Genomic DNA, 16,804 nt, shown 5'->3' with positions numbered 1-16,804 from the left:
CGAATGCTTATTTTAACTTAGCGTCTAACTCTGCAATTTTAGCTTTCCAAATTGCAGGCCCCTGGGTATGCGCATTTGCGCCTTCACTATCCACTGCGACAGTGACTGGCATATCTTCTACTTCAAATTCATAGATAGCTTCCATACCTAAATCTTCAAATGCTACTACACGGGCTTTTTTGATTGCTTTAGATACTAAGTAAGCTGCTCCACCTACGGCCATCAAATACACAGATTTATTGTTTTTGATGGACTCAACCGTTGCAGGACCACGTTCCGCTTTACCAATCATGCCAATAATGCCGGTTTTTTCTAGCATCATATCAGTGAATTTATCCATCCGTGTTGCTGTTGTAGGACCCGCTGGGCCCACCGCTTCATCACGTACCGCGTCAACTGGGCCAACGTAGTAAATAAACTTATTGTCAAAATCAACACCTGCTGGTAAACCTTCACCTGAGTTGATCATATCTTGCAAACGCTTATGAGCCGCATCACGACCGGTTAATATAGTCCCTGACAGTAATACTGTTTCGCCCATTTTCCATTCATGCGTATCTTCTTTAGTTAGCGTATTTAAGTCAACACGACGCGTACCCTCACCAACTTCAAATGTGACTTCTGGCCAATCTTCAAGTTTTGGCGCTTTTAAGTTTGCAGGACCTGAGCCATCTAATGTGAAATGTACATGGCGAGTAGCCGCACAATTTGGGATCATAACCACAGGTTTTGAGGCCGCATGAGTTGGTGCTGTTTTTATTTTTACATCAACTACCGTGGTTAAACCACCAAGGCCTTGTGCACCAATACCCAGTTTGTTTGCACGTTCAAAAATATCTAAACGTAATTTTTCTTCCGTAGTTTCGGCGCCACGCTCCATAAGCTCATGAATATCAACCGGATCCATTAATGATTCTTTTGCAAGCACCGCTGCTTTTTCAGCAGTACCACCAATACCTATACCTAGCATGCCTGGTGGACACCAACCCGCCCCCATAGTCGGTAAGGTTTTTTCAACCCATGCTGCAACATCATCAGATGGATTAAGCATCACCATTTTAGTTTTATTTTCTGAGCCACCACCTTTGGCTGCCACCATTACTTCTACTTCACCGCCTGCCACTAAATCAATGTGCACCACAGATGGTGTATTGTCTTTGGTGTTCTTACGGGTGCCAGCAGGATCGGCAACAATCGATGCACGTAACGGGTTATCTGGATTTAAATAAGCACGACGTGTTCCTTCATCAACCATTTGCTGTACGGTTAAATCTGTTTTATCCCACTTGACATCCATACCTACTTTTACAAAACAAGTAATAATACCGGTGTCTTGACACAAAGGTCGTTTGCCTTCTGCCGACATCCGCGAGTTAATTAAAATCTGTGCAATGGCATCTTTTGCCGCTTTACTTTGCTCTTTGTTATAGGCTTTTTCGAGCGCTTGAACAAAATCAAGGGGATGATAAAACGAAATATACTGCAATGCATCTTCAATGCTATCAATAAAGTCTTGCTGACGAATTGTACTCATAGGGGTTCCTTAAATTACCTTTACGTGAGAACACGTAAACTAGGCCAAACCAGTGACGGTGGTTTGTACAGCGCTTAGGCAACGTCACTAAACGCTGCCAAAAAATTATTACTTATGATACCCTCCCAGCCCGTTTCGAGCCAGTTCTTCGGGGTAAAAAAATAGATGATAAAGCAACAAAAAACCTGTATTCAATTAGACATCTCGCTCAACTGCGTAGAGGTTTTCGCCTATTTTGCCCATTTGCCTTATGCTGTACTGCTGGATTCTGCCAACAGCGATCATATAAACAGTCGTTATGATCTGATTGCTATTGCGCCAAAAATGCGCCTAGAAGTAAAAAGTAACCATACGTTTATAGATGGCAAAGCAACTGAACAAGATTGTTTTAGCATTATTAAAGCGCAGCTGAATACTTTAGATAGCAGTAAAACTCAGCCTAATCTACCCTTTAGTGGCGGCTGGCTCGGATATTTTGGTTACGATCTTGGCCGAGTCATTGAAAAACTTCCCAGCCAAGCGATCGATGATATCGATATGCCACAACTTGCTATTGGTCTATATCTCGATGCACTTATCTATGATAAAAAGCTGCAAAGTTGGTTTTATGTCGCACAGCCTGATGTTGATAGATCAGCAATATATCTGCAGGAGTTAGTTCTCGCCTCACCAATTACGTCGCCATTTGAAATCACCCGAGGCTGGTCATCAAATATGAGCCGTGCACAATACAGCGCTAAGTTTGCAAGAATTCAGGCTTATTTAAAAAGTGGCGATTGTTATCAAATTAACTTAGCACAGCGTTTTACAGCACAGTATCAAGGCTCACCGTGGCATGCTTATTGTACTTTGCGCGAAGCTAACAAAGCCCCTTTTTCAAGTTTTATTAATCATCCTGATGGCGCTATTTTATCTATTTCTCCTGAGCGCTTTATTGCCATTAATGATAATCAGGTTGAAACCAAGCCAATCAAAGGAACGCTGCCACGGTGTCTTGATAAAAAAGCAGATGCGGTACAAGCAACTCGATTACAAAATTCAGCGAAAGATCGCGCTGAGAATGTGATGATTGTTGATTTACTGCGTAACGATTTAGGTAAAGTCGCCAAACCTGGTACCGTGCAAGTCCTATCACTCTTTGCGATTGAAAGTTTTCCTGCAGTACACCACTTAGTCAGTACCGTGACAGCGCAGTTAGCAGACGACAAAACTGCGGTTGATCAGCTGTATGCTGCTTTCCCGGGAGGGTCAATCACCGGAGCACCCAAAATTCGTGCAATGGAAATAATTGAAGAATTAGAACCGCATCGGCGCAGTATTTACTGTGGCTCAATCGGTTATTTAAGCGCTTGTGGCAATATGGATACCAGTATTACCATCCGCACTTTAGTGTGCCACAAACAACATATTTATTGTTGGGCTGGCGGCGGCATTGTTGCTGATTCACAAGTGGATTTGGAATACCAAGAGACTTACGATAAAGTAAATAAAATCTTACCTTTATTGAAGTAACCTGTGAATAGCAAACAGCTTATGGCTCGTTTTCAGCTAACTGCGCCTACCAATGAGTATATACAGCCAGCTGATAAAATACATTTTAAACAACGCCCCCAACGAGCCAGTGCCGTAATGTTACCGCTGATTGATGTAGATAACAGCGCGCACATTTTACTATGCAAACGTCCGATGTTCTTAAATCACCATCCTGGGGAAATTTGCTTACCAGGTGGTAAGCATGAGTTAAACGATGCAAACTTACGCCATACTGCACTGCGAGAACTTAGTGAAGAGCTAAATATCGGCCCAGAAAATGTCACCGTCATCGGTCAATTAGGCGATTATTCTACTCTTACCGGCTTTACGATTACACCGTTTGTTGGAGTATTAGCCCCAAACACACATTGGCATGCAGACCAAAATGAAGTGGCCGCCAGCTTTTTGCTGCCCGTCAATGCGCTCGCTGATGTAAAAAATTGGCAACCCTTACCTTTTCATCGCTTTGGTAAAGCAATTACTTTACAATGTTTTTCAACTCCTTACGGACTACTTTGGGGAGCCACTGCGAGCATTATAAAAAACTTTACAAAACAGCTCGCCATACCAGTTTAAATCTCTATTGCAAAGGGTTACAAGGGTACAATTACGCGTTATTATGTGCGACCGTTCAAAGGCAGCAATCGTGCTGAGTAAAAGTAGAGTAGAGTAAAGTTATTATGATCAGTGCATTCGATATGTTTAGTATTGGCATTGGCCCGTCATCATCACACACCGTCGGCCCAATGCGCGCATCGCGTTTATTTGTTAACGAACTACAACAACAAAACTTGTTAACCGATGTCACCAGCATTAAAGTTGAGCTATATGGCTCATTGGGACAAACAGGTATCGGCCATGGCTCAGGCAAAGCAGTTATCCTCGGGCTTGCGGGTTACGATCCAGAAACCATTGATGCCGATTTAGTTGACGATATTCTCGCTAAAATTGAAAATGAACAAGTGATCTACTTAAATCAAGTACATCAAGCAAAGTTTCCAAAACAAGGAGCGATTGTATTCCATCGTCGTAAAACTTTGCCAAAGCATTCAAATGCAATGGAGATCATTGCCTTTAAAGGCGATGAAAAACTCCATAGTAAAGTTTACTATTCAATTGGCGGCGGTTTTATTGTGACCGATGAAGAATTTGAAAAAGAAAAACAAGCAGCATTAGATATTCGCGAAGAAAATCCTGCTCCCTATCCTTTTGCCAGTGCCAAAGAATTACTTGATATGTGTAAAGAGTCAGGTTTTAGCGTATCAAGCTTGATGATGAAAAATGAAAAAACGCTGCGTACTGAAGATGAAATCAAAGATGAGTTATTCAATATTTGGCAAGTAATGAAAGCCTGTATTGAGCGCGGTATGCGCACCGAAGGCATTTTACCGGGTGGTTTAAAAGTAAAACGCCGTGCCCCAAGTTTGTATTTAAAGCTCAATATTGAAGTAAGTAATGATCCTCTGCGAGCGATGGACTGGGTAGACTTATTTGCCCTTGCCGTTAACGAAGAAAACGCCGCCGGTGGCCGTGTAGTGACAGCACCGACTAATGGTGCCGCAGGTATTTTACCAGCAGTATTAATGTACTATCACACCTTTATTAAAGAAGTTGACCGCGATATTGCAACTCGCTATTTACTCACCGCCGCTGCGATTGGCATTTTATACAAAAAGAATGCCTCAATTTCAGGCGCTGAAGTAGGTTGTCAAGGTGAAGTCGGTGTTGCCTGCTCTATGGCTGCTGGTGCACTAACAGAAATTGTTGGTGGCAACGTCTTACATGTTGAAAATGCCGCCGAAATTGGCATGGAACATAACTTAGGCTTAACCTGCGATCCGGTCGGTGGCTTAGTCCAAGTGCCGTGCATTGAACGTAATGCAATGGGTGCTATCAAAGCAATTAACGCATCACGCTTAGCTATTCGTGGCAGTGGCGAGCAAAAAGTCTCACTCGACAAAGTGATAAAAACCATGCTCGATACCGGTAACGATATGAAGACCAAATACAAAGAAACTGCTCGCGGCGGCTTAGCTGTAAATATAATTGAGTGTTAGGTTTTGTATTTATTAAAAAGCCGCAATATGCGGCTTTTTGTTTTCAAAACATTAAAATCACTTAACTGGTAACTCTATATCTTCAAACAGCTTATCAACGTCATCTTGATTACGTAATAAACTTGCTCGCTCAACCCTCTCTTTGGTCAAATGTGGTGCAAAACGCTCTATAAAATCATACATATAGGTACGTAAAAAGCTGCCTTTTCTAAAGCCAATTTTAGTCGTGCTGGCTGCAAATAAATGGCTTGCATCAATGCACACTAAATCAGTATCTGTAATTTGATCAATCGCCATTGATGCTACAACACCGATACCTAAACCTAACCGTACGTAGGTTTTAATTACATCCGCGTCAGTTGCAGTAAATACAATATGCGGTTCAAGTCCCTGCGCATTAAAGGCTTTATCAAGTTCTGAACGACCAGTAAAACCAAACACATACGTAATAAGTGGGTATTGAGCAATATCGGCAACGGTCAGTGACTCTGCTTTTTTAGCTAGTGGATGATCTTTTGCTACCACAATACTGCGATTCCAGTGATAGCAAGGTAACATCACTAAATCTGAGTATAAATGCAGTGCTTCGGTGGCAATTGCAAAGTCAGCATCGCCACGAGCAGCAGCATCAGAAATTTGCTGCGGTGTACCTTGGTGCATATGCAATGATACCGCTGGATACTTTTTCATAAACCCTTGGATCACACTTGGCAGTGCATAACGCGCTTGGGTATGCGTGGTGGCAATATTCAACTTACCTTGATCAGGTAAGGTGTGCTCATTTGCAACCGCTTTAATACCTTCTACTTTAGAAAGGATCTCGCGGGAAATATTAATTATTTCAGTGCCCGCGCTGGTAACGTGGGTTAAGTGTTTTCCACTTCGCCCAAAAATTTGCACGCCCAACTCATCTTCCAACATACGTACTTGCTTAGAAATACCTGGCTGTGAGGTAAACAAACTTTCAGCGGTTGCTGAGACATTAAGTTTATGATTTTGGACTTCGACGATGTATCTGAGTTGTTGTAATTTCATGGCTGCATTTTTTAGTGTAGTTATACTGCTTATTTATAAATGCTACATCGCGTCAAGCCAAGTTTTTTCTGATTAACAATAGAAAAAAGCCGTCAGGATCGTATTTATAAGGTTATACGTTTAGGCTAGCATAATCCCATGTCTTGAGGTAGCCATCTTTTGAGCCGATGTGCAAAATGAAAAAATATCATCACACAGATAGTAATAAATTATGAGAAAGTGAATTCTTTTCTTACATAAGCCGCGCAAAACTATCCTGTTAGCATATATTTAATGTAAGATTAAAATTATTAGCTTGTGAAATTTGAGACCTAAACCATGATCGTTTCTATTATTATTATGTTGATTGTAGCATTGATTGTCATTGCCCTTTGGGTCAGTGCGGTACAACAGCATAAAGAGAAACAAGAAACAGAACGCCGCAAAGACTTAACTAAACAAAAAAAAATCATTGAAGAATCAGAAGACGTTCTAGTAAATAACGCCAACATCCCTATGTCAGAACATATTATACGTATTCTGCAACGGCGTATTTATGATGCGTTAGCAGCAATGGTGCAGCTATCTCCCAATTCAAAAGAGTTAAAAAATCGTTTAAAAGAAGCAAAAGAACGTTTAGAGGGCTCAATAGACACCGCTAACTTAGAAAATTTAGTATTACCCGATAACGACAAACAATTAATAGCACTTATTCAAGGTATCAAAAAAGTACGTGCAGTGCTTCGCTCTGAGCACGGTAAAGGGAAAGTAGACAGCCAAGTTTTTATTGCTGAAGACAAACGCTTAGAAAAATTCCAATTAAAAATTAATATTGAAAGCCAGATTAAACGAGGTTTATCTGCACGCTCTGCAAATATGGTCGGTTCTGCCCGCCAATACTTTGAAAAAGCCTACGCAACGGTATCTGCAGTTGCTTATAGCGACGACTATATAATCACAAAACGTCAAGAGCTTGAAGGTTATTTAGAAGCAATAAGCACTGAGCTTAAAGCATCCAATGCAACTGCACTGAAGAAAAAAGCAGAGCAAGAACAAGACGATTTAGACGTACTTTTTGCACCAAAGAAAAAGTGGTAAAGCACTTTTCCTTTGTATTAACTTAATAACTCACTAAGATAAAAACGCAAATTTGATCACAAACATCGCTGTCAATATCCACACACTGATACTTACTTGTTCACGTTTACCACATAACACTTTAACGGCAGTATAAGAAATAAAGCCCAGTGCAATGCCATGAGCAATTGAAAATGTTAGCGGCGTCATTAGTAATACCACACTCACTGGAATCGCATCTGTCATATCATCCCAATTTACAAACTTGAGATTTTGTAACATTAGCACCGACACATATAAAATAGCCCCCGCAGTTGCATAAGCTGGCACCATTTTCGCCAAAGGTGCAAAAAACATCATCAATAAAAAACACACTCCTATAACCACAGCGGTAAGTCCTGTTCTGCCACCCACAGATACCCCTGCCACTGACTCTATATATGAAGTTGTGGTCGATGTGCCCAATACTGAACCGGCAATGGTTGCGGCGCTATCAGCACTCAATGCTCGTCCTAAACGTGGTATATTACCCTTTTCATCCGCCAAGCCCGCTTTTTGAGTTACCGCCACTAAGGTGCCTGATGTATCAAATAAATCAACGAATAATAATGCAAAAATAACGCTAAGCATTGACAACTCAAACGCCGCTGAAAAATCAAGTTGCATAAAAGTAGGCGCAATTGAAGGAGGCATTGATACCACGCCTTGATACTCCACCAATCCAAGACTTAGCGCTATCACAGTGACTAATAAAATGCTGATCAAAACACCGCTTTTAAAATCACGATAAAGTAGTGCTGCAATAACAAAAAAACTAAAAATAGCCAACAATGGACCGGCAGCCGTAATATCACCTAGCTGTACTAATGTTGCAGAACTGGCCACTATAATGCCGGCATTTTTAAGCGCAATTAACGCTAAAAATGCCCCAATCCCTGTTGCAATGGCTTGCTTTAACACCAATGGAATAGCATTAATGATCCACTCCCTTACTTTAAACAAACTCAAGAACAAGAAAAGACAGCCCGACATAAATACAGCCCCCAATGCTGCTTGCCAGGTATAGCCCATACCTAACACAACACCATAAGTAAAAAAGGCATTAAGTCCCATGCCAGGTGCTAAAGCTAACGGATAATTTGCCCAAAAACCCATTATAAAACAGCCAATAGCCGCAGCAATGCAGGTTGCTACAAACGCAGCCCCTTGATCCATACCAGCTTCAGCCAACATAGCAGGGTTGACAAACACAATATAAACCATAGTAATAAAGGTAGTAAGGCCGGCAATACATTCGCGGCGCACAGTAGAATTGTGGTCGCTAATTTTAAATAACGCATCGAGCATAAGTGAGTTTCATTTTAGAGGACAATAATTGAGTGATTTTATCATATATTTCAAGAATAACAGGACAATTAACCTGATATTAGACTAAACTGAGCAGGTAAATGACAACAATAATATGTGTGGCACTATGACCGATACCTCGCCAATTGGCTTAGATTTAGAACAACAGTTAGAAAACGTTTTATCGTTTATCACCCAACCGAGCAATGCCCCACACAATGTGGTTAAAGCTGATACTCCTGATAACACTGTTAATAAAGCCCTGTATTATTTAAAGAATGATCAACCTCCTCTAGCGGCCAAATGGATGCGCTTAGCTGCAATGTCAGGTAATCAGCGAGCCCAATTTTATCTCGGATTATTTTTTATCAAAGGCCAAGGCGTACCTAGTAGTGTTTTTCATGGCGCGGTATGGCTAAGTTTAGCCAGTAGCCAAGGTTATGAGCCTGCAACAACCGCCTTAACTGATTTACGTAAACATCTCACTACCCGCCGTTTTAAGGATGCTCAGTGTTATGCTGCAACACTGTATGAACAAATACACCAACAGCAGTTTGCTCATCTGATCCCCAACTCTCCTTGAAAAGGGATTAATCAACCCTTTTCGTTAAAATCAATTGCCGCCTCAATTTAATTGAGTAATCTATTGTTTTATAAAACATTATTTTATTTTCTGCATATTTCCAAAGCTGATAGTATCAAATAAATATAAAAATCGTTCAAAAAGATAGCAAAAACACTTGCACACGAACACTGTATAAACTACTGTATATAAATACTGTATAAACAACCAGTGAGTGAAGCTTATGTTACAGCCAATTACCGTCAGAACAGTTAAAAGCTATCAACAAGATAATTTAAGTGCATCAGTAAATTTGATTCAGATAGAAGATGAAATTTCTGCAACTTTTGAACTTCTAAAGGTGTTACACCATTACAATAATAAAAACGCCTGGACGTTACTGATTGCACCGGATCACGTACCAAGTAAAGCGTTACTCGATTCATGTTCTATTGATACCAGTAAACTATTAGTGATCAGACAAAAGCATCTGGTTAATTTAGAGTATGTACTAAATTCAGCACTACATAACGGTAACTTTGCAGCGGTGATCACTTGGACAGACATTGTGAAAAACAATCAAATAGCTAATCTGTCATTAAAGTTAGATCAAGCAAGTGCAAAACTATACTGTTTTACTAAAACTCAACAAAGCACAGAGATAGCATTAGCACAGTAAACTGTTAAAATACCATTTTTAAATAAACCGTATTTACCATGACCTCACTTACTAACAGTAATTGCTTATGCGGCAATCAATACAGTTATCAAGACTGCTGCCAAAAGCTGCATTTAGGCACAGAACAAGCAACAACAGCGGAGCAACTTATGCGCTCTCGTTATGTGGCCTATGCATTAAAAAATGCCAAATATATATATCAAACATACGCGCAAGAAAAACAAGCTGAAAATCCAGTCAAAGAAATTGCTGACTTTGCCAACAGCTGCCGCTTTATAAAATTAGCCGTGATCAATACCGAACAACAACAGAGCAATGCTGAGGTTGAATTTTGTGTAAGCTATTTTTATCAAAGTTTGTTTTGCCAACTGCATGAGAGATCAAGTTTCATCAAAGAAGATGGGCAGTGGCGCTATCTCGATGGCGAGATCTTTCCTGTTGCAGATATAAAAGTGAGCCGCAATGATGAATGCCCATGTGGTAGCGGTAAAAAATATAAAAAATGCCACAACGTGTAACACTTTCTTAGAGTGTGGTTTTTACCGTAGCATTTTATAAATAATAATAAATTAAAAAACTTATTCATCCATAAACATATTCATGCTGAATTAAAAATGACTCTCGGTGTTAGAAATGTCAAAAAATCAGGCTTACTCCACCTCCACCCGGTGATACGATTGCCATGGAGTCAAGCGTCAGCAATATTTGGGTCGTTCACCTTACACTTGAGGCCAGTGGTGGTTAATAAACATTCATAAAACACCTATACGTTATTACAGATTATTTTCAATCATCGTTTTAATGATCCGCGCTTTAACAAAGTGATCTAATTGATGGGTTTGTATCCACCATGTCGCAGCTTCCATAAGTAATTCAGGGTCATCATTTTTGTTGGCAAAAAAAAGCATAAAACGACAGCCCTACATTATCTCCCTTCGCCGCTATTTTTTTCTCGCACACTTGCATGATCTTAGTCCTTAATTCGTCGCGCATTATGGCGTTACCTCACTTCACTTTTTAAACTACATTGCATTTCAATAAGTTGGTGTTCGCCAACTATTTCAACATCTTTAATATACTTAAAACCATAACTTTCGTTTAACACTGCCATCCTTGCCATTACACCGTACCGTCGATTACGTTTCACTAATCGCACAGTAGCCACCTATAGAGCACCGCCATCTGTAACCACTATATTCACTGCAAGTTCATCGCAGCCGTCTAAATCTAACGGCTTAGGAAAACTTTGTTCGATCACAAACAGCGGTGGCGAATAACATGCGCTTGCGCAATCAATTCAGGGCTAGTGCCTACAGTAACATCCATTTATTGTGACTTCTTAAACATCATCAACGAGCTAATTCTATTGTAATTGTTGTAGTAGCTGAGCTATTTCAGCTTTCAGCGCTTTATCAGGAATTTTATTTGCACTGACCTGCGCCGCTTGTAAACTTACGATTGCAGCTTCGGTTTGCCCTAGTTCAACATGCATAGTTGCCTTTGCATAACCTATCGACGACATATAATCTTTTACATTTAAAGCCGTGGCTTTTGCTAATGCTTTTTCATAGATCAACAACGCATCGGCAAACTCATCGGTAAAATCAGCCAGTGTTTCCCATTGTACAGGATGATCTTTATCTGTATTTTCATGCTCAATACACAGTGCTTTTAGCTGTGAATAGAGTGAATCAAAGCTGGCTTGATCTTGCTGCTGTGCAGCATTCATTAACTCACCGGCTAAGTTCAATACTGACTTATACAGTTTTGTATTCATCATTCTTTCATTGCCTTTTGTTACCTTTTGTTAGAAATAACAGCCAAATTAACTATCCTGCATGGCTAAGAACAACAACTCAAAGCAAAACGAAAGAAAATACAAGGCCGAAAGCATACTATTCTAATACACTCGAGACTAAAATGATTCATTCTTTAGGCCCTAATAAAAAAGGGAGGAGCGAATCAATCCCCCTTTCAGAGATTTCTAATAACTTTATTAATCTTGCAACGCCATAGCTGCAAGTTTCATGGTACTTGCAAATGATTCTGCGCCAGCGATAAACAAGCCATTGTGGCAAAACATTGCGTCATCAATGCCCGTTTGCGCTTGAAATGCAGCATCTGATAAACCAGCCCATGCTTTTGGTAGTGACTTTCTATCTTCAAATGACCCCGGTTCAACAGGCACCGTTTGCAAAATCCATTTGCCTGAATGCGATGGATAAACCATGTATAACGCTTCTTGCGATAAAGCATGCACTGTTTTTTTCCACGGCGTATATTGCGCTAATACAATCACTCTTGCATCGTCTGCGTTATCAATCGCTTTAGCAACAATTGCTTTAGCATTAATACCACCACTGGCTGCTGCAATAAAACGTGTTAAAACACGTGATGCAAATTCAACCGCCTCATCAAAACAACGATCAAAGTCACTTTGTTCTTGCCATGTTGGATTAAACATTGAAATTGTTTGACTAAGACTGATCCCTTTCGATACCCCTTCAACATGACCGCAATCAATCGCATCAATGGTCGATACTAAACCGGCATCAACTGCATTAGCAACATCTTGGTCACCCTGACACAGCTCTAAACCATATTTTTGCCAAATTAAACCAAATGATGAATACGGGATACCATTTTCACGCTCACCAGCACCGCCACGTTGGTGATGATCAAAACGTCCCGCAGCTGGCTCATATTCGCCGCCAACATCAATCACTATGTCAGCTTGCGCGATTAATTCTAAATCACGGGTACGTATAAGTTTAAAAGTTGGAAGAATATGTCTCAGTGCGGCGATACTAAACACATCATCCGCATGAAAATTACCGTTATGAGTTGCTACTGTTATATCATTCATTTATTTAATATCATTTTAGAAAAGGGTAAGAAGACGGCGAAATTTAAACAGATCCGTTCAAGCACACAGAATAAGTCAAAATTACCAGCACAGCAGTATACGCTATCTGCGCAGCTCCCACAAAACAGCGCTCTCTTTTTTATAAAAACAGATAAAAGCGAGCGCTAAATAATATTACCACCTTGCTCTAGATCACGTGAACTATCAGCTTGCTCACGAATTTCATTGGTATCGCTGCTCACATCATCAATGTCTGTGTGAGAGTGCACGGTTGCCTTGGTTTTTTTCTCTGAGATAGCTGGCTGTGTCGATCATTTTTGTACTTGCTCACTGGTCGGTGTATTTAAAATAATCCGTTCACGAGCATCATCAGGCATACTAATACCATGCTCGTTAAAGCTATTAACCCTTTCACGCATCAACTGCGACGCTACTTTAATCGGGCTATTTTGCTCACTATTAACCCAAAAATAAATAAGACACCGGTTTTGCTAAAACATAGCACACGATTATGGCTGCAATACCTAAAGTGAGAGCGGGTAACCTAACAAAAAACAAAAATCAGAACGTTCTATTAAAACGAATGAATAGTACTATTTTTACCCATGGTTGTTTAATTTTATTGTGTTTAAATAACACTATACAAGATTCGGAGCAAAGCAATGAAAGTAATAAAGCAACTCAATAGCCATGCAACCCAAGATGGTGATGGCGTAAATATTAGCCGGATACCAGGCTTTGATGGCAAGCATTTAGATCCTTTTTTAATGATCGACGAATTAAAATCTGACGATCACCGTGACTTTACAGGTGGATTTCCCGCCCACCCGCATCGTGGTATCGAAACCTTTACCTACATTATTAAAGGCGGCTTTGAACACCAAGATCAAATGGGCAATAAAAAGGCTATTCGCGCAGGAGATGTACAATGGATGAGTACCGGCTTTGGCGTTATCCATAGCGAAATGCCACTTGCCGATGCGGTTGAGGGTATGCATGGTTTTCAAATTTGGCTCAATATGCCAAGTACTGAAAAGCTCAGAGCACCGAAATATCAAGATACTACCAAGTACCCTGCGCCTGAACATAAAAATAGTCAAGGTGTTAAGCTAAAAGCACTGGCTGGCAGTTGGCAATTTGACCAACAAGAGCAGATTTCTAGCCTACAAGAACTGGCAGCCAATGGTATGTTAGCAGATGTAACTGTGCCTGTAGGCACTGAGTTTGCTCACCAACCGCTTACACAAACTAAGGTGATGATTTATATTCATACTGGCTCAATCAACACCGAACAAGGTGGTCCAGTAATGGCTGGCAGCCTACTTATTTTAGAGCCCGGTAGTGATATTAAATTTAGCTCACAAAGTGGCGCTGGGGTGCTTATTTTAGCCGGTGAGCCGCTCAATGAACCAATTGCCCACATGGGCCCGTTTGTGATGAATACGCAAGAACAATTACGAGCAGCAATTAGTGATTACCAAAGCGGTAAATTTGGTAGCTTTTAAAACACGATATAGGAGTCAATTATGGGATTACTAGTCAACGGTAAATGGCAAGATAAATGGTACGACACCGATAAAAGCGATGGTGAGTTTAAACGCGAGTCTGCACAATTACGTAATTGGGTAACCAAAGATGGCAGCGCAGGTCCAACTGGTGAGGCGGGCTTTAAAGCACAGAAAGGCCGTTATCATTTATATGTTTCATTAGCCTGCCCATGGGCGCACCGCACCTTGATTTTTAGAAAATTAAAAGGCCTTGAAGACTATATTGCTGTCTCAGTGGTTAGCCCTGATATGTTAGATAATGGTTGGACATTTGATAAAAACAACCACAGCACTGGAGATGCACTCTTTGATAAACAATTTATGCATCAAATATACACCGAAAATCATGCAGATTATTCCGGAAGAGTAACTGTGCCTGTGCTTTGGGATAAACAGCAAAATAGAATAGTCAGTAATGAATCTGCTGAAATCATTCGCATGTTTAACAGCGCCTTCAATGAGTTAACTGGCAATAAACTAGACTTTTACCCGAATCACTTGCACGCTGAAATCGATGCAATTAATGAATTGGTGTATAACAACATTAATAATGGCGTGTACCGCACTGGGTTTGCTACCACTCAAAAAGCCTATGAAGAGGCATTTAATAACTTGTTCAGTGCATTAGACAAAGTAGAAAGTATTTTGCTCAAGCAGCGCTATTTGGTGGGCAATACCCTAACTGAAGCCGATTGGCGATTATTCACGACTCTCATACGCTTTGACAGTGTGTATGTGGGGCACTTTAAATGTAATCTGCGTACTATCGAAAACTTCCCAGCACTGAGTGAATACTTACGTGAGCTTTATCAGGTTGCAGGCGTTAAAGAAACCGTTGATTTTTATCATATCAAACGGCATTACTATTTTAGTCATACCATGATCAACCCAACGCAAATCGTCCCTAAAGGGCCCAATATTGATTACACTCGCAAGCATAATCGCGGTTAACCGACTTATACTCCCCCTGTAAAATGGCAGGGGGAGTTTAGGCTTTTTTATAACCAGTACACAAAGCACAACAATACCTTTTAAAGCTAAAGTCACCACTTTATTTCATTAATAATATAGCCAAATTTTAGCTCTACACAGTGCGGCTCATAGTCACTACTTAGTTTATCCCTAAATACTTGTGTACTTGTACTGATAAGCGCCAATTTTTTTCAATGCAGGTTTCAATCGCCAGCTTAGTCGCGGAGACTTTTTGGCTAATTGGTTGCAGGTAAACAAGCTTGGGAGTTACGCCTGTTTTTGCAAATAACTCTTCAAGCTCTGCAACGTGTTTTTGCATCGCGATTGGGTGTTTTATTTCATCGGCGCGTTGCATGGCTGAAGTAAGTACGTCGTAGCCGCCACGCATATTAATTTTCGGTGATACCGTCACCCAAGTTTGTGCTGGGGCTAAAATCTCAAAAGTGCCGCTGGTTTCTATTTGTGTGCTGTAGCCGTTAGCATGAAGTAATTCGCACACTGGGTTTAAGTCGTACATGCATGGTTCACCACCGGTGATCACTACATGCTTGGCACGATAAGCACGATCGACAAATAAATTAAAGATTTGCTCAGCTGAAGCGTCCGCCCAGTGATCTGAATCGGCCTTTTTCTCAACCGTGTCGTCCAGTGATACTTTATACACATTATCCACTTCCCACGTTTGCTTAGTGTCACACCAAGCGCAACCTACGGGGCAGCCTTGTAAACGTAAAAATATTGCAGGCGTGCCGGTAAAGCTCGCTTCGCCTTGAATGGTTTCAAATATTTCATTAATTTTGTACAAAAGAGTCTCACTCACTACTTGGCATTAATTACGAGCATAAACATAGTTTAAAAAATCAAAAAATACGGTCGAAAATTGTTATTTACGCTCCAGCCATGTAGTATATCGCGCCCTGATATAAACCTCTATTAAAACTAAGAGCAAAACAGTTATGACGCAAAAAGTAGTTGTGATTTACTCCGGCGGTATGGACTCATTTACCGTATTAAATAAAGCCCTGCAGCAAGGCCGCGATGTATATGCCCTGTCATTTGACTATGGTCAGCGTCATGTAAAAGAGCTTAAAGTTGCAGCCAGTGTTTGTGAAAAACTTGGCGTACCGCATAAGATAGTTGATATTTCTGCGATCAATCAGTTAATTGGTGGCTCATCATTAACTGATGATATTGATGTCCCAGAAGGCCACTACGAAGCCGAAAACATGAAAAGCACCATAGTGCCTAATCGCAACATGATTTTGCTGTCACTGGCTGTTGGTTACGCTGTATCACTCAAAGCAAGCCAAGTTTATTACGGTGCTCACTCTGGGGATCATGCTATTTATCCTGACTGTCGCCCTGAGTTCGTCCAAAAAATGGATGATGTTTGTCGTATTGCTAATTACGACGCAGTGGAAATTTTCAGCCCGTATTTAAACAATACTAAAATCGATATTCTAACTGATGGTATCAAAATGGGCTTGGACTATAGCCAAACGTGGACTTGCTATAACGGTCGTGAAAAAGCCTGTGGTAAATGTGGTGCCTGTCAAGAGCGCTTAGAGGCATTTAGCCTTAATAATATTACCGATCCAATTGAGTACGAGTAACCC

General features: G+C 40.7%; 17 protein-coding genes and 2 pseudogenes. 10 read left to right on the top strand and 9 right to left on the bottom strand.

The annotated features are described in order from the left end of the window. Positions 1-7: 7 nt before the first annotated feature. The gene (locus HHO47_RS05235; RefSeq protein ID WP_169019329.1) at positions 8-1,534 is read right to left on the bottom strand and encodes a fumarate hydratase; all 1,527 of its coding nucleotides are present in this window, start codon (positions 1,532-1,534) and stop codon (positions 8-10) included. 165 nt (positions 1,535-1,699) lie between these two features. Between HHO47_RS05235 and pabB the strand changes: the two genes are divergently transcribed. The 3 genes from pabB (at position 1,700) to HHO47_RS05220 (ending at position 5,124) form a co-directional block, all read left to right on the top strand. Continuing rightward, positions 1,700-3,046, top strand: coding sequence for an aminodeoxychorismate synthase component I (gene pabB, locus HHO47_RS05230; RefSeq protein WP_169019328.1), 1,347 nt, complete (start codon positions 1,700-1,702; stop codon positions 3,044-3,046). Positions 3,047-3,067: 21 nt separating this feature from the next. Further along, positions 3,068-3,643, top strand: a complete 576-nt coding sequence (locus HHO47_RS05225; RefSeq protein ID WP_169019327.1) for an NUDIX hydrolase — start codon at positions 3,068-3,070, stop codon at positions 3,641-3,643. 104 nt (positions 3,644-3,747) lie between these two features. Next, positions 3,748-5,124 carry an L-serine ammonia-lyase gene (locus HHO47_RS05220; RefSeq protein ID WP_169019326.1) on the top strand — a complete coding sequence of 459 codons (1,377 nt, stop codon included), beginning with the start codon at positions 3,748-3,750 and terminating at the stop codon, positions 5,122-5,124. Between the two features lie 57 nt (positions 5,125-5,181). Here HHO47_RS05220 and cysB read toward each other — a convergent pair whose 3' ends face one another. Further along, the gene (cysB, locus tag HHO47_RS05215; RefSeq protein WP_169019325.1) at positions 5,182-6,159 is read right to left on the bottom strand and encodes an HTH-type transcriptional regulator CysB; all 978 of its coding nucleotides are present in this window, start codon (positions 6,157-6,159) and stop codon (positions 5,182-5,184) included. Positions 6,160-6,477: 318 nt separating this feature from the next. On the opposite strand from cysB, the gene HHO47_RS05210 reads away from it, so the two are divergent. Beyond that, complete coding sequence (locus HHO47_RS05210) at positions 6,478-7,236, top strand: hypothetical protein (RefSeq protein ID WP_169019324.1); 759 nt, start codon at positions 6,478-6,480, stop codon at positions 7,234-7,236. A 33-nt stretch (positions 7,237-7,269) separates the two neighbouring features. On the opposite strand, the gene HHO47_RS05205 is transcribed toward HHO47_RS05210, so the two are convergent. Further along, positions 7,270-8,562 (bottom strand): NCS2 family permease, encoded by a 1,293-nt coding sequence (locus HHO47_RS05205; RefSeq protein WP_169019323.1) that lies wholly within the window; start codon positions 8,560-8,562, stop codon positions 7,270-7,272. A gap of 127 nt (positions 8,563-8,689) precedes the next feature. On the opposite strand from HHO47_RS05205, the gene HHO47_RS05200 reads away from it, so the two are divergent. The 3 genes from HHO47_RS05200 to HHO47_RS05190 all read left to right on the top strand — a co-directional run bounded on the left by HHO47_RS05200 (position 8,690) and on the right by HHO47_RS05190 (position 10,321). Then, positions 8,690-9,145: a tetratricopeptide repeat protein gene (locus HHO47_RS05200; protein ID WP_169019322.1), complete on the top strand. Its 456-nt coding sequence runs from the start codon at positions 8,690-8,692 to the stop codon at positions 9,143-9,145. A gap of 223 nt (positions 9,146-9,368) precedes the next feature. Next, positions 9,369-9,803 carry a SulA-like leucine-rich domain-containing protein gene (locus HHO47_RS05195; RefSeq protein WP_169019321.1) on the top strand — a complete coding sequence of 145 codons (435 nt, stop codon included), beginning with the start codon at positions 9,369-9,371 and terminating at the stop codon, positions 9,801-9,803. A 38-nt stretch (positions 9,804-9,841) separates the two neighbouring features. Further along, a complete protein-coding gene (locus HHO47_RS05190) occupies positions 9,842-10,321 on the top strand; it encodes a YchJ family protein (protein WP_169019320.1) in 480 nt (159 codons plus the stop codon). Positions 10,322-10,576: 255 nt separating this feature from the next. Here the strand turns inward: HHO47_RS05190 and HHO47_RS05185 are convergent. The 5 genes and pseudogenes from HHO47_RS05185 to HHO47_RS19730 form a co-directional block, all read right to left on the bottom strand. Further along, positions 10,577-10,796: pseudogene (locus HHO47_RS05185) on the bottom strand (DUF6500 family protein). 7 nt (positions 10,797-10,803) lie between these two features. Continuing rightward, a complete protein-coding gene (locus HHO47_RS19175; RefSeq protein ID WP_211183615.1) occupies positions 10,804-10,959 on the bottom strand; it encodes a hypothetical protein in 156 nt (51 codons plus the stop codon). 207 nt (positions 10,960-11,166) lie between these two features. Next, a complete protein-coding gene (locus tag HHO47_RS05175) occupies positions 11,167-11,583 on the bottom strand; it encodes a tetratricopeptide repeat protein (protein ID WP_169019319.1) in 417 nt (138 codons plus the stop codon). Between the two features lie 216 nt (positions 11,584-11,799). After that, complete coding sequence (locus HHO47_RS05170) at positions 11,800-12,669, bottom strand: MYG1 family protein (RefSeq protein ID WP_169019318.1); 870 nt, start codon at positions 12,667-12,669, stop codon at positions 11,800-11,802. Between the two features lie 340 nt (positions 12,670-13,009). Next, positions 13,010-13,145 (bottom strand): annotated as a pseudogene (locus HHO47_RS19730) (mechanosensitive ion channel family protein); the annotation flags it as partial. Positions 13,146-13,331: 186 nt separating this feature from the next. Between HHO47_RS19730 and HHO47_RS05160 the strand changes: the two are divergent. Both HHO47_RS05160 and HHO47_RS05155 read left to right on the top strand, forming a co-directional pair. Continuing rightward, a complete protein-coding gene (locus tag HHO47_RS05160) occupies positions 13,332-14,174 on the top strand; it encodes a pirin family protein (RefSeq protein WP_169019317.1) in 843 nt (280 codons plus the stop codon). Positions 14,175-14,195: 21 nt separating this feature from the next. Next, positions 14,196-15,167, top strand: coding sequence for a glutathione S-transferase family protein (locus HHO47_RS05155; RefSeq protein ID WP_169019316.1), 972 nt, complete (start codon positions 14,196-14,198; stop codon positions 15,165-15,167). Between the two features lie 160 nt (positions 15,168-15,327). Here HHO47_RS05155 and queE read toward each other — a convergent pair whose 3' ends face one another. Then, the gene (gene queE, locus HHO47_RS05150) at positions 15,328-15,993 is read right to left on the bottom strand and encodes a 7-carboxy-7-deazaguanine synthase QueE (RefSeq protein WP_169019315.1); all 666 of its coding nucleotides are present in this window, start codon (positions 15,991-15,993) and stop codon (positions 15,328-15,330) included. Between the two features lie 127 nt (positions 15,994-16,120). On the opposite strand from queE, the gene queC reads away from it, so the two are divergent. Continuing rightward, positions 16,121-16,801 carry a 7-cyano-7-deazaguanine synthase QueC gene (gene queC / locus HHO47_RS05145; RefSeq protein ID WP_348981638.1) on the top strand — a complete coding sequence of 227 codons (681 nt, stop codon included), beginning with the start codon at positions 16,121-16,123 and terminating at the stop codon, positions 16,799-16,801. The last annotated feature ends 3 nt before the right edge of the window (positions 16,802-16,804 follow it).

This window comes from Pseudoalteromonas arctica (assembly GCF_012927645.1).
In the GTDB taxonomy this organism is placed as follows: domain Bacteria; phylum Pseudomonadota; class Gammaproteobacteria; order Enterobacterales; family Alteromonadaceae; genus Pseudoalteromonas; species Pseudoalteromonas arctica_A.
This window is presented reverse-complemented; position numbering and strand designations above follow the sequence as displayed.